We start from the raw sequence: 13,860 nt of genomic DNA on the forward strand, positions 1-13,860 counted from the left end.
GAGGGGATGCGGGCGGACCCTTCGTCGTGTCAGGCGACCGGCGTCGGCTGGGTGTCCCGGTCGTCGGCGGAGGACGCGTCCTCGTCCTCGGACCTGCGGGACGGGCCGGAGGTCCCGGCGTCGGTGTCGGTCCGCTTGCCGAAGCGCGGCTTCGCGGCGAGCAGCGGCAGCGTCAGGATGCCCAGGAACATCGGCGCGAACATGTAGCGGGCCAGCGGCGCCGGGTTGGCCGCCACCACCGTCAGCTGCAGCGCCAGCGTCACCGACATCAGGCCCACCGGCGCCCAGGAGCGGTGCCGGCGCGAGAACGTCAGGAGCACCGCGTACGCCACGTAGCACCAGGTGCCGCCGCGGAAGAGCAGCCACTGCAGCTGCGGCGTCTTGCTGGCCTTCCAGACGAAGAACGCCACGTCGTGCAGCTGGTCGTTGAGCGGGCGGATCTTCAGGACCGGCCGGTAGGAGCTGTCCCTGATCTCCTCGTTCCAGTCCGCCCAGCCGAACAGGTTCTTCGGCACGGACGGCGGGCTGATCAGGGTGTGGCCCATCATGTCGACCGGGCCGGGGAACGGCGACCAGGCGATGTGCGAGCGGCACAGCCGCGCCGCGATCATCTGGTCCGGCGTCCGCTTCAGCACCCGCATCCACAGGTCCAGCAGCTGGCTGTTGAGCTCGTCGGCCTTCTTGCGGTTCATCGGCGGCCGCATCGCCCAGTCGGCGTTGTAGCAGTTGGCCGCCTTCCCGCCCCAGTGCGACAGCGGGGCCACCTTCGACATCAGCTCGGTGTCGGCCTTGCTGAAGGTCTTGGGGGCCTTGCCGTAGACCACCGCGATGTCCGCGTAGTTCATCGCGTAGACCTGGTCCTTCGTCGGCGTGATGACGCCGATCGCCGGATAGATCACGGTCTGCAGCAGACCGGCGGTGAGCGCCGGAATCACGGTGGCGACCAGCAGAGCCTTGCGCATCCTCGGCAGCACCAGCAGCAGCACCGGCGCTGCGATGACCGCGACGAGCAGACCGTTGTTGCGGAACAGGCCCATGCACAGGAAGCCGGCGAAGAGCACCGCGATCTCGTTGCGGAACGCCTTGTCCCGCGCGGAGTCCACCCCGCGCATCCGGCGCACCACGAGCCGCCCGGCCGCGCCGAACGCCAGGACGGAGCCGATGACGAACGGCACGTCCTTCCAGACGAAGATGACGAAGGAGCCGATGGACGGAACCGCCGCACAGGCGACGGTGGCCGCCGCGCTCCACTTGCCCGGCACTCCGAACTTACGCAGCGTCACCGCCACGTAGGCCAGGGCCGACGCCATGGCGACGCTCTGAGCGAACGTCAGCAGTGCCAGATCGCCTGTGGTGTTGAGAGACAGCCACACCAGCGCGTCGTAGGCCACCGAGTGGTTCGACATCCAGTGGCCGGTGGTGACGTGCCACACGTACGCGATGGAGTCGTAACTCATCCCGCCCGGGTAGAAGGCCGCCCACCAGATCAGGAAGATCACCTGAGTGGTGCCGTAGACGGCCAGCGGCAGCCGTCGTGCGGGCGGGATGCGCTCCAGACGCTTTCTCAGACGCTCTCGGTCAAGGGGGATCCTCGTTGCTTTCAACGCTGCTCCGCGGGCTCAAGAGGGGGTCGGTCGGGGTGCGCGAGCTCCAGCATCCGGGTGATCACCCGCTCGGCGGCATGCCCGTCGTCGAGGTCGCAGAACACCTCCTTGAACTCGCGGTAGGCGTCCGCGTACGAGGCGCTGATGCCCTCGATCCCGGCCAGCGCGTCGATGAGTTCGTCGGAGCTCTGCAGGAGCGGGCCTGGAGCCCGCTTCTCGAAGTCGAAGTAGAAGCCACGCAGCTGGTCGCGGTAGTACTCCAGGTCGTAGGTGAAGAACAGCATCGGACGGCCCGTGTTCGCGAAGTCGAACATGAGCGACGAGTAGTCGGTGACCAGGACGTCCGTGATCAGGAACAGCTCGGCGATGTCCGGGTAGCTGGACACGTCGAAGACGAAGCCGTCACCGGCGCCGGGCACCGCGTCGACGATGTTGGAGTGCTTGCGTATGAGGAGGACGTGGTCGTCGCCGAGGCGCTCGCGCGCCTTCTGCACGTCGAGCCGCAGATCGAACTTGTAATTGCCCGCCTGGTAGAACTGGTCGTCCCGCCAGGTCGGCGCGTACAGCACGACCTTCTTGCCCTCGGGCAGGCCTATTCGCTCGCGTACGGCGCGGGCCACGTCCTGCGTCTTGTCGGACAGCAGCAGGTCGTTGCGCGGGTAGCCGGACTCGAGGATCTCGCCGTCGTACTGGAACGCCCGCTTCATGATCGGGGTGGAGAAGCGGTTCGGTGAGACGAGGAAGCTCCAGCTCGGCGTCTCCTCCGCGACCTTGGAGAGGTACTTGCGGTCCGCGAACTGGACGCTGTCGATGTCGTGGCCGATCCGCTTCAGCGGGGTGCCGTGCCAGGTCTGCACGATGACCTGGCCCTCACGGCGCCGGATCCAGTGCGGCAGGTGGGTGTTGGTGACGATGTACCTGCTGCGGCCGAGCGCCTCGTACCAGTCGCGGCTCCACCGGCGTATGACCTTGACGCCCTTCGGGATCTCGGCGCGGCGGTCCTCGACCACCCAGATGTGCTCCAGGTCGGAGCCCTGGCGCACCAGCTCCTCGTAGACGGCGCGCGGCGAGTCGGAGAACTGGCGGCCGGAGAAGGAGGCGTACAGGACCGTGTCGCGCAACGGCGCGGTGCGGGCCTGCGCGTACACGCCGGTGCGCATCTGGCGCTGGCGGAACCAGCCGAACTCCTCCGGGCCCAGGTCGGGGGCCGCCTCGATCAGCAGCCGGTCGAAGAAGCGGTGGGTGAGGGTGTAGTCGCGGCCGCGGACGGCGAAGCGCACGGGCAGGCCGGCGCGCGCGGACGGCACGACGCGGACCGGCACCTCGACGCGGCTGCGGGTGGTGCGGGCGAACAGGTACCAGCGGCCCTGGCGCAGCGGCACCTCGCTGATGCTGGTGGGCACGGGCAGGAAGTCGGCGTGGAACGTGCCGTCGGTGACGCCGGCCGGGTGGGAGTGCTCCTCGGCGTGCCGGCTGTGCCGCAGCACGATCTCGACGGGCTCGTCCACGGTCACGGGCAGGGTGCCGGTGAGGACGACGCGGCCCTCGGGGGTGACGGACAGCTCGCCGACCATGGGCTGGACGGGCTGGGTGCGCAGCGCGAGCCGGCCCACGCCGTCGTCGGTGACGGCGGTGACGCGGCCGCCCCACTCGGCGACCCGTGCGCCGGGCAACGGGTGCAGCGGGTGCTGGGGCGCGCGGTCGTCGCGGTCGGTGTCGACGGCCACGGAGTGCCCGCGCTTGGCGCCGCCGACGAGCAGTTCGGCCGTCCACTTGTCCACGACCTCGAGGTTCCCGGAGTCGCGGCCCTCGACGTCGAGGTCGGCGAGCGGCACCCGCAGGGAGAAGCCCCTCCCGGGGGTGCGCTCCACCGGGTACTCCAGCTTCGCCTCGGTCGAGCCGTGCTTGAAGCGCAGGGTGAGGGGCGCGCCGCCGGTGGCGGCCTCGTGGCCGAGGACGCCGGTCAGCTCCAGCACGCCGTCCTCGACGCGGTGGCCGGTGAGCTTGGCGCGGACCCGCTCGACCCGCAGGTAGAGGTGGTCGTCGTTGACGAACGGGACGACCCGTACGTCGTCGTCGACCCAGAAAGGGGCGGGGCTCTCGGCGCTGCCGCTCTCGCCGGCCTTGAGCCGGGTGTGGCGGACGATGCCCTGCTGGACGGTGGCGACGGTGACCCGCCACACGGCGTCCCGCCAGCCGCCGCGGGCCTTGAGCTTCGCGGGGTCCAGGTCGAGGGAGAAGCCCGACCAGTCGTAGTTGTGCAGCGACTGACCGGAGGTCTGGGTGGCGCGGGAGGCCTGGGTGCGGGTGGGGCGGACCAGGACGGTGCGCCGGCTGCCGGTCTCGCGCAGCATCAGCACGCGCAGGGTGGTCGGCTGCGGCCGCTCGGCGGCCAGGTTGCGGATGTAGGAGTGGCCGCCGATGTGCAGCCGGCCGTCGCGCCAGACGATCTCCTCGGCGCGGGCCCGGGCGGCGAAGTCGGAGTCGACGCGCAGCACGGAGCGGGGCACGGCGCGCTTCTTGTCGATCACCGGGTAGTCGGCGAGGTAGCGCAGGCCCTGCCGGACCACCGGGACGGCCCGGCCGGCCTCGCGTTCGAAGGCGAGCAGTTCCATGAGCTCGTCGAGCCGGCCCTCGCGGATGAGGTGGCACTTCAGGCGCATCGAGACGGGCAGCCGGGGCATGACGCGGGGGTCGACGCGGCTGAGGAAGTCGGCGGCGCCGGACATGAACAGGTCGCGGAACTCGTCCCCGGCCTGGTCCAGGACGCCCATGAACAGCGGCAGCTCGTCGGTGATGAAGATCTCGTCGTACCAGCGCTTGTGCTGGACGTACGCCTCGCCCGGCTGGGAGGCGAGGAACCGGCTCACGGAGTCGCAGGAGCGGATGCGGTCGCGGACGTTGACCGGCTCGGTGCGGCGCTGGGTGATGGAGGGCGCGCCGCCGGTCCGCTGGCGCCACAGGTAGATCGGCTCGCTGAGCACGTCGACCGCGGAGGCCAGGAAGTGGGCGGGCAGGGTGACCGGCGCGTCCTCGTAGAGGATGCCGGGGAACCGGAAGGCGTGCTTGTCCCAGAACGACCGGCGGAAGACCTTGTTCCAGGCGGTGCGGTCGTAGACGAGGTCCTTGTCGCGGCTGATGTGGGTGCGGGAGCGGTCGGTGCGCAGTCGCTTGGCGTGCAGCGGGGAGACGAGGATCTCGCCGGCCTTGAGCAGGTTGACGTTGCCGCTGACGAAGTCCGAGCCGGACGCCTCCAGGCTGGCGATGCACCGCTCGTAGGCGTCAGGCAGGACGATGTCGTCGCTGTCGACGAAGGCGAGGAACTCGGTGCCCTCGGTGAGGTGGGCGACACCGGTGTTGCGGGCCGGCCCGAGTCCCTGGTTCTCCTGTGCGACGACCCGGAACCGGGCGTCTCTCTGCGCCCACCTTTCGGCGATCGCCAGGCTGCCGTCCTTGGAGCCGTCGTCCACGACGATCGCCTCCCAGTCGGTGAACGTCTGGTCCGCGAGCGACTGCAGGCACTCGTCGAGGAACAGTTCCACGTTGTAGGAGGGAACGACTAGTGACAGACGGGGAGGCATCTGGGGTACTGCGCCTTTCTACAGGTGTTCGTCAACCGGACTTGCCGGACACGGTAGCTCTAGCCCCGCGCCGGACGGCTCGGACGCTCCGGGGAGATCACCGCAGGGGGGTCGACCTCGTCGTCCAGGAAGACCCTGCGTACCACACGTTCGGCGGCACGGCCGTCGTCGAACTCACCCAGGCGCCGGCGGAACTCGGTCCGCGCCTTCGCGGAGGTGTCGTCGCACCAGCGCCCCGAGAGGAAGACGTCCACGAGGTCGGTCTCGGTTGCCGCCACATGGCCGGGAGATTGGGCGTGGATGTCGAAGTACGTGCCGCGGGTGGCCCGGTAGGTCTCCCAGTCGTTCGCGAAGAGCACGATCGGCCGGTCGAGGAGCGCGTAGTCGAACATCAGCGACGAGTAGTCGGTGAGCAGGCAGTCGGCGGCGAGGTACAGCTGCTCCACCGAGGGGTGGGCGCTGACGTCGACGACGGTGGATCCCTCGGCGGAGCCGGGGCCGGAGCCGAGGTTGAAGTAGTGGGCGCGCACCAGCACGGTGAAGCCCTCGCCGAGCTGCTGCGCGAAGTGCTCCACGTCGAGCAGCGGGCGGGGTACGGCCATGTAGTCGCGGTGCGTCGGCGCGTACAGGACGACCTTGGCGTCGGGGGCGATGCCGAGTTCGGCGCGGGCCTGCGCCCGGTCCTCGTCGCGGGCGTTCACCAGCACGTCGTTGCGCGGGTAGCCGTAGTCGAGGGAGGTGTAGGTGGAGGGGTAGGCCCGGTCCCAGACGGCGGTGGTGAAGCGGTTGCTGGAGACGCTGTAGTCCCAGCGGTCGACCCGCTGCATCAGGGTGTCCATCTCCAGGTCCTTCTGGCCGAGCGGGAAGTCGACCAGGTCGACGCCCATCCGCTTGAGCGGCGTGCCGTGGTGGGTCTGCACGAAGACCTGGCCCGGCCGCTTGACCACGAGGGTGGGGAAGTTCACGTTGTTCACGAAGTACTTGCTGCGGGCCATCGCGCGCCAGAACTGGAACGAGCCGGGGTGCACGACGGCGGTGCCGGGCGGCGGGGCGTTGCGCGCGCCGGGCTTGAGCACCCAGGTGCTCTTGACCTTGGGGGCGAGTTCGCGCAGCTTCTGGTGGATGGCCGCCGGGTTGCAGGCGTAGTCGGCGTTCCAGTAGGCGGCGAAGACGGCGGTGTCCTTCTGCACCGGCAGCATCCGCTGGGCCCGGTAATAGGTCATCAGGACGGCGTGGCGGACCGGCTTCTTCAGCTTGCGGGCGGCGCGGTAGGCGCGGCGGGCGGCGGGGCGCAGCCGGCGCGGGAGCCGGTCGGCGGGGCGGCGCCGGCGTGCGGCTTCCTTGGCGCCGCTGTTCTCGGGCTCGCGGTAGCCGGCCGGGCGGTGGGCCCGCTCGGCTTCGAGGCGGCGGGCGCGGAACTCGGCGCGGGCCCCGGCGGGCAGCCGGCCCGGCATCCGCTCGATGACTCCGAGGTGGAAGGTCATGCGTTCGAACAGCGCGGGCCGCCAGCGCTCGAACTCGGGGTGCTCGGCGAGGAAGGCGAAGACCAGGTCGTACTGGTCGAAGACCTCGAAGTGCTTGCGGCTCGCGGAGGACAGGATGCTGCCCTGGCGGCGCTGGCGGTAGTGGACGCAGATCCGGTCGAGGACGGCGATGGTCTCGGCGGCGACCAGCACCGGGTAGGTCCAGGGGGTGTCCTCGTAGTAACCCGTCGGGTACTCGAAGCCCCAGCGCTCGACGAAGTCACGGCGGTAGGCCTTGTTCCAGGCGACCTGGAGCAGTTCGAGCAGTTCGGGGTTGCCGTCGAGGCCCACGGCCTCGCGGGGGCTCGCGGTGAGCACCGAGCGCTTGGCGTTGGGGCTGACCCGGCCGTCCCAGTACGTGCGGGCGTAGTCGAAGACCAGCAGCTCGGGGTCGCCGGTCTCCTCGAGACGGCGGGAGACGGCGAGCAGCGAGCCGGGGAGCATCGTGTCGTCGCTGTCGAGGAAGAGGAGGTACTCGCCGCGGGCGCGTTCCATGCCCGCGTTCCGCGCCCGGCCCAGGCCCACGTTCTGTTCGAGCTGCACCGCCACGACACGGGGGTCGGTGTCCGCGTACTCGGCCATGATCTCGCCGCAGGCGTCGGGCGAGGCGTCGTTGACCGCGATGATCTCGAAGTCCCGGAACGACTGGCTCAGTACGGAGTCGAGGCAGTCACGCAGATAGGCCTCGACTCCGTACGCCGGCACGATGATGCTGAACCGGGGAGTGGGGGACGGCTCTGCGGCTTGCGTGGGAGTCATCAGGGCTTGGACTTTCGGAAGGGTTCGGCGGTTTGCGGTCCGCGGGGCGGGAACCCGTCCCGCGCGTGACGTCACTCGGATCTGGTCAGGGCATACCCGAGCAGGCGGCGCACGGCGTCCGAACGGCGGTGACGCAGGGCTCCGGGGAGCATGGTCAGCGCGTGCAGCCGCATGGACAGGTGCCGCCGGGCGGCGCGGGCGGCCTTGGGCCAGCCGTGCCGGTCGAGGTCGTCGGCGACCTCGTTGAAGAACCGTACCGCCTCGCCGAAGCGGGCTCCGGTCACCGCCTCGGCCGAGGAGAGGCTGCCGGAGTGACGTCGGTAACGGAAGGCGAGCGCCGGGTCGACGACCAGCTTCTCGCCGCGCTTGATCAACTCGATGATCATCGCGAGGTCCTGGATGACCGAGAGGTCCTCGCGGAAGCCGACCGGCTTGACGGCGTCGGCGCGCCAGCAGATCGACGGGAAGTACAGCCAGTTCCCGCCCAGGAGGTTCGCGGCGAGCGGCTCGCCGGAGAGCACCAGCCGGGCGCCGTCGGGGTTCTTCGGCGCGTACAGCCGCCGTTTGACCTCGTCGCCCAGCGAGGTGGAGGGGTTGCCGTTCTCGTCTATGACCTCGACGCCCGGCTGGTAGATCGCCGCGTCCGGTTCGGCCGCGACGGCCGCGCGGATCGTCTCGACGTAGGTCGGCAGCAGCAGGTCGTCGCTGCCGAGCATGGTGAAGTGCGTCGACTCGACCAGGTCGACGCACTTGCGGAAGTTGCCGGTGATGCCGAGGTTGCGCTCGTTGCGCATGTAGCGGACCCGGCTGTCGCCGAGTGAGGCGAACCACTCGGGTACGCCCTCCTCGCGGCCGTCGTCGACGACGGTGAGCCGCCAGTCCTTGTCGGTCTGGTCGAGCACGCTGCGCACGGCCGCCTGCATCAGGGCGGTGTCGCCGTAGTGCGGCAGCATGATGTCGAGGGTCTGCACCTGGCTCACTTGCCCTTCTTGCCGAGCGAGGAGCGGCGGCTGAACGCGAGGAGCAGGATCATGCCGATGCGGCCGAGGTAGAGGGTGGCCTTCCACGGCGACTGGCTCGGGGTGCCGGTCACCCGCGGGCGCATCGCGACGGGCACCTGCTCGACGCGGTAGCCGGCGCGCAGGACGGCGATGGTGGACTCCACGGTGTCGCCGAGGTACTCCACCGGGTACCAGCGGGCGAACGCGTCGATCAGGTCGCGGTTGCAGGCGCGGAAGCCGGAGGTGACGTCGGTGAGCTTGGTGCGCGCCATGCGCGACAGCCAGAAGGCGAGCACGAGCATCGCCCAGCGGCGCGGGCCGCGGGCCTCGTACTCGCCGGTGCCGGCGAACCGGGCGCCCATGACCAGGTCGGCGCCGGTCTCCAGGCGGTCCAGCAGTTCGGGCACGTTGCGCGGGTCGTGCTGGCCGTCGGCGTCGACCTGGATGGCGATGTCGTAGCCGCGGTCGTGCGCGAACTTGTAGCCGGCGCGCATCGCGCCACCCACGCCGAGGTTGTACGGGAGCTTCATCACGGTGGCGCCGGCCGCCTTGGCGACGACGGCCGTGTTGTCGGCGGACCCGTCGTCGACGACGAGTACGTCCACTCCCGGCAGCGTGGTGTAGGTCTCCTTGATGACGTCGGCGACGCCCTCGGCCTCGTTCCACGCCGGCATGATGATCAGTACGCGCTTGCCGTCGATCACTTCAGATTCCCCCGTTCGGCGGATGCGGCCGGGGTCTCCTGTGCGGCGAGCCGGGACCGCAGCTCCGTGACGTCGATGCGGAGCAGGGCCACTTCCTCGGAGAGCGTGCGGCCCTCCTCCTCCAGGTGACCCACCTCCCAGCTGAGCTGGAGGCACACGATGAAGAGGAACGCCACGCTCAGGAACAGGATCAGGCTGACGCCCGAGCGGACTCCGACCATGCGGGCCACCGAGTCCAGACCGGTGGGGAAGAAGCCGAGCGGGATGATCACCAGACCGGTGATCACCCACAGGAACGCGTACTTCTCCTTGAGCTTCCGCCGCCGCAGCAGCTCGACGATGCACAGGACGAGAAGGACTCCGGTGACCGAGGTCAGCATCCACAGACTCATGCCGCACTCCGGTGTATCGGACGACTCATTGGAAAGGGGCCTGTCTACTCTTCCAGGGGAATTCCGAGGCGGACGGCCGCAGAACGAGGCCGCCGGACTGCAGTCCACTGTCCGTCACATTTTGTCGCAATGCTTACGGAGAGTGATAGAATGGTGATCATTCTTAGGAGTGCAACGAACGGTAGCCTACACGAGCACGGACAACGAGCGTCATGAAGGCCACCACCGCGAAGGACCCCGCCGTGTACGCCACCTCGACCCGCGTCCTCAGGGGAAGGGCACTCAGCGTGACCGCCACCAGGGCCGCCGTCCCCACGATCCACGCCACCAGCTGAAGCCGCGCGGCGCCGCTGGTCAGCAGAGCCTGACCCAGCACCATCGCCAGCATGTAGAGCGTCGTCCCGAGCGACAGCCAGGCGAAGTCGACCGGCCCCAGCACGTCGGGCGCGCCGAACAACGCCGGCAGCAGAGCCGGTCCGAGCGCCACCGCGCCGATGCCCCCGGCCACGCCGAGCCCGCCGGTCACCGACGCCGCCTTCAGCAGCAGACGGCGGTACTTCCGCGTGTCGCCCTCGGCCGCCGCCGACGACAGCCCCGCGAGCAGCGACACCTGGAAGGCGCCGAACACGAACAGCGGCACCCGCGCCAGGACCAGCGCCGACAGCAGCGCCGCGACCAGCGCGTCGTCGTCCGTCGAGATCAGCTTGGTGCTGATCACCGCGATGTTCACCAGCACCTGGGCCAGCAGCGTGGAGCCGACCAGCAGCCCCAGGTGCTCGATCAGGTCACGCCAGTGCGCCGCCGACCCCGACCGCGCGCCCTTGACCACCGGCCCGATCGTCGCCAGCACCGCGAGCAGCGGGGCCACCGTCAGCACCGCCGCGAAGGCGAACGCCGAGTCGACGCCGGACAGCGCCAGCCCCGCCGGCAGCACGATCCGCATCGCGCCGTCCAGCCCCAGCTGCATCCCGTAGGCCTGGAACCGGCCCAGGCCCGCGAGGACGCCCCGGGTCACATACGCCACGGCCAGCGCCGTGAACGCCCCGCCCAGCGCGAGGACCATGCCGGTGTCGCCGTGGAAGAACAGCTCGGCGACCGGCCGGGCGAACACGCCCAGCGGCACCAGCACCACCGCGAGCAGGGAGGCGGAGAGCACCGCGCCCCGCCGCAGCACCGGCAGCGCCCCGTCGCCGTGCACCACCCGGGCGGCGACCAGGCGGGTGATCTCCTGCTCGACCGGGAAGAACAGCCCCAGGCCTATGGAGGACACCACCGTCCACAGGACCGAGAAGCTCGCCATCCCGTCGACGGGCAGCGAGTGGCCCGCCGCCGCGAGATGGATGTAGCTCGCCACGCCGAGCAGCGCCGTCCCGGCGCCGACGAACGCGGTGCCCTGCGGCAGCGCCGTGGCGATGCGGTCGAGGAGACTCACGCGCCGGTCCGCCCAGGAGCGTCCGTCCGCCCGCCGGGAGCGATGACCTTCAGCGCCTCGGCGAGCTGCTCGCGCCACTCCGGCTGGACCGCGACGCCCGCCTCGGCCCACCGGTCGTGCGCCAGCACGCTGTACGCGGGCCGGCGGGCCGGCCGTACGAACTTCTCCGAGGTCGTCGGGCGCACCCGCTCCGGGTCCAGACCCGTCAGCTCGAACGCCGCACGCGCCAGGTCGAACCAGGTGCCCGTGCCGGACGCGGTGCCGTGGTAGACGCCGGCCGGGGCCCGGCCGGCCACGGCCGCCTCGCCCAGGTCCGCGATCTGCCGGGCGAGCGCCACGGTCCAGGTCGGCTGACCCCGCTGGTCGTCGACCACGTCCAGGGTCTCGCGCTGCCCGGCCAGCTTCAGCATCGTCGCGACGAAGTTGCCTCCGTGCGCGCCGTACAGCCAGGCCGTGCGCACCACATAGCCGCGCTCGGGCAGCAGCCCGGTCACCGCCTCCTCGCCCACGAGCTTGCCCCGCCCGTAGGCGTTCACCGGCGAGGTCGGGGCGTCGTGCGGGTACGGCTCGGCGGCGTCGCCCGGGAAGACGTAGTCGGTGGAGACCTGGATCAGCGCGGCGCCGTCGGCCGCGCACGCTTCGGCGAGCACCCGCGGGCCCTCGCCGTTGATCCGGGTCGCCGCGGCCTCGTCGGCCTCCGCCCCGTCCACGTCGGTCCACGCGGCCGCGTTCACCACGACGTCGTGGCCCGCCACCGCCGCCCGCACCGCTGCGGCGTCGGTGACGTCCAGCTCCTGCCGGGTCGACGCGGTGACCTCGGCCCCGCGCCCCACGAGCACGTCGGTCAGGTCCCGGCCGAGCATGCCGCCCGCGCCGGTGATCAGCCAGCGGGTCATGCGGGAAGCGCCGCCTTCGCCTTGAGCGGCTCCCACCAGGCGCGGTTGTCGCGGTACCACTGGACGGTGTCGGCGAGACCCTGCTCGAAGGTGACGAGCGGCGTGTAGCCCAGCTCCTCCTTGATCTTCGCGATCGACAGGGAGTAGCGCAGGTCGTGGCCCTTGCGGTCGGCGACGTGCTCGACCATGTCCCAGCCCGCCCCGCAGGCGTCCAGGAGCAGACCGGTGAGCTCCTTGTTGGTGACCTCGGTGCCGCCGCCGATGTGGTAGACCTCGCCGGCCCGGCCGCCCCGCAGCACCATCTCGATGCCCCGGCAGTGGTCGGAGACGTGCAGCCAGTCCCGCACGTTCAGGCCCTCGCCGTACAGCGGGACCTTCTTGCCGTCCAGCAGGTTCGTGGTGAACAGCGGGATCATCTTCTCGGGGAAGTGGTACTGCCCGTAGTTGTTGGAGCAGCGGGTCACCACGACGTCCATGCCGTGCGTGCGGTGGTACGACAGTGCCAGCAGGTCCGAGCCGGCCTTCGAGGCCGAGTACGGCGAGTTCGGCGCCAGCGGCCAGTCCTCGGTCCACGAGCCCTCGGAGATCGAGCCGTAGACCTCGTCCGTGGACACGTGGACGAACCGGCCCACCCCGTGGCGCTTGGCGGCGTCCAGGAGGACCTGGGTGCCCAGCACGTTGGTCGTCACGAACGGGGAGGAGTCCGCGATGGAGCGGTCCACGTGGGACTCGGCGGCGAAGTGCACCACCGCGTCCTGGCCGCGCATCACGTCGTCGACGGTGGCGAAGTCGCGGATGTCGCCGTGGACGAAGGTGTACCCGTCCTTGCCGGCGACGGGGGCGAGGTTCTCCTCGTTGCCGGAGTAGGTCAGGTTGTCCAGGACGGTGACCTGGGCGCCCTCGCCCGAGGGCAGCTCGCCGAGGAGCAGCGCCCGTACGAACTGTGAACCGATGAACCCGGCACCGCCGGTGACAAGAATCTTCATAAGAGCCCACATTCTATAGCCCGCCGTATCACGCGCTGTGCAGTGGCCCTTTTCACGGCGGGGGTGGCGGGAGCGGTCCGTACCCTGCCGTAGGCTGCGGGCCCATGCGTGGAATTCTGCTCGCCGGTGGTACCGGTTCCCGACTGTGGCCGATCACCCGTGCGGTGTCGAAGCAACTGATGCCGGTCTTCGACAAGCCGATGATCTATTACCCGCTCTCCACCCTGGTGATGGCGGGACTGCGGGACATCCTGATCATCACCGGACCGGCCGAGCGACCCCAGTTCGAACGGCTCCTGGGCGACGGGTCCGACTGGGGCCTGAACATCGAGTTCGCCACGCAGGAACACCCCAACGGCATCGCCGAGGCCTTCGTCATCGGCGAGGACTTCATCGGCGACGAGGCCGTCGCGCTGATCCTCGGCGACAACATCTTCCACGGCTACGGCCTCGGCCGGCAGCTCGCCCGCTACAGCGACCCCGAGGGCGGTGTGGTCTTCGCCCACGCCGTCTCCGACCCGACGGCCTACGGCGTCGTCGACTTCGACGAGCAGGGCCGCGCCCGCTCCATCGAGGAGAAGCCGAAGAACCCCAAGTCCCGCTACGCCGTCCCGGGCCTCTACTTCTACGACAGCCGGGTCGTCGAGATCGCCAAGGGCCTCAAGCCGAGCGGCCGCGGCGAGCTGGAGATCACCGACGTCAACAAGTACTACCTCGACCGCGGCGAGCTCCAGGTCTCGGTCCTCGACCGCGGCACCGTCTGGCTCGACACCGGCACCTTCCAGTCCCTCGTCCAGGCCTCCGAGTACGTCCGGGTGGTCGAGGAGCGCCAGGGCATGAAGATCGGCTGCCTGGAGGAGGCCGCCTGGCGCGCCGGGTTCATCGGCGACGACCGCCTGCGCGCGCTCGCCGAGCCGCTGACCAAGAGCGGCTACGGCGACTACCTGCTCGACCTGCTCGCCCACGAGGCCTGAGAGAGAAA

At 70.3% G+C, this 13,860-nt stretch carries 10 protein-coding genes; 1 reads left to right on the forward strand and 9 read right to left on the reverse strand.

Annotation, left to right across the window (positions count from 1 at the left end; translation table 11 throughout):
* Positions 1-29: 29 nt before the first annotated feature.
* The 9 genes from EV567_RS01870 to rfbB all read right to left on the reverse strand — a co-directional run bounded on the left by EV567_RS01870 (position 30) and on the right by rfbB (position 12,878).
* A complete protein-coding gene (locus EV567_RS01870; protein ID WP_130436792.1) occupies positions 30-1,604 on the reverse strand; it encodes a DUF6020 family protein in 1,575 nt (524 codons plus the stop codon).
* Positions 1,601-5,185: a bifunctional glycosyltransferase/CDP-glycerol:glycerophosphate glycerophosphotransferase gene (locus EV567_RS01875; protein WP_130436793.1), complete on the reverse strand. Its 3,585-nt coding sequence runs from the start codon at positions 5,183-5,185 to the stop codon at positions 1,601-1,603. The genes EV567_RS01870 and EV567_RS01875 overlap by 4 nt, the downstream gene beginning before the upstream one ends.
* Before the next feature lie 59 nt (positions 5,186-5,244).
* A complete protein-coding gene (locus tag EV567_RS01880; protein ID WP_130436794.1) occupies positions 5,245-7,467 on the reverse strand; it encodes a bifunctional glycosyltransferase family 2 protein/CDP-glycerol:glycerophosphate glycerophosphotransferase in 2,223 nt (740 codons plus the stop codon).
* Positions 7,468-7,538: 71 nt separating this feature from the next.
* The gene (locus tag EV567_RS01885; protein ID WP_242620643.1) at positions 7,539-8,447 is read right to left on the reverse strand and encodes a glycosyltransferase; all 909 of its coding nucleotides are present in this window, start codon (positions 8,445-8,447) and stop codon (positions 7,539-7,541) included.
* Positions 8,444-9,172 (reverse strand): glycosyltransferase family 2 protein, encoded by a 729-nt coding sequence (locus EV567_RS01890; RefSeq protein ID WP_130436795.1) that lies wholly within the window; start codon positions 9,170-9,172, stop codon positions 8,444-8,446. Before EV567_RS01890 ends, EV567_RS01885 begins: the two co-directional genes overlap by 4 nt.
* A complete protein-coding gene (locus EV567_RS01895) occupies positions 9,169-9,564 on the reverse strand; it encodes a DUF2304 domain-containing protein (RefSeq protein ID WP_130436796.1) in 396 nt (131 codons plus the stop codon). The genes EV567_RS01890 and EV567_RS01895 overlap by 4 nt, the downstream gene beginning before the upstream one ends.
* Before the next feature lie 163 nt (positions 9,565-9,727).
* Positions 9,728-10,996 (reverse strand): lipopolysaccharide biosynthesis protein, encoded by a 1,269-nt coding sequence (locus tag EV567_RS01900; protein WP_130436797.1) that lies wholly within the window; start codon positions 10,994-10,996, stop codon positions 9,728-9,730.
* The gene (gene rfbD / locus EV567_RS01905) at positions 10,993-11,892 is read right to left on the reverse strand and encodes a dTDP-4-dehydrorhamnose reductase (protein WP_130436798.1); all 900 of its coding nucleotides are present in this window, start codon (positions 11,890-11,892) and stop codon (positions 10,993-10,995) included. The genes EV567_RS01900 and rfbD overlap by 4 nt, the downstream gene beginning before the upstream one ends.
* Entirely contained in the window at positions 11,889-12,878 is a 990-nt protein-coding gene (rfbB, locus tag EV567_RS01910) for a dTDP-glucose 4,6-dehydratase (RefSeq protein ID WP_130436799.1), read from the reverse strand. The genes rfbD and rfbB overlap by 4 nt, the downstream gene beginning before the upstream one ends.
* Before the next feature lie 104 nt (positions 12,879-12,982).
* Between rfbB and rfbA the strand changes: the two genes are divergently transcribed.
* Positions 12,983-13,852, forward strand: a complete 870-nt coding sequence (gene rfbA, locus EV567_RS01915; protein ID WP_130436800.1) for a glucose-1-phosphate thymidylyltransferase RfbA — start codon at positions 12,983-12,985, stop codon at positions 13,850-13,852.
* The last annotated feature ends 8 nt before the right edge of the window (positions 13,853-13,860 follow it).

The sequence above is a fragment of the Streptomyces sp. BK239 genome, from assembly GCF_004217285.1.
Taxonomy (GTDB): Bacteria; Actinomycetota; Actinomycetes; order Streptomycetales; family Streptomycetaceae; genus Streptomyces.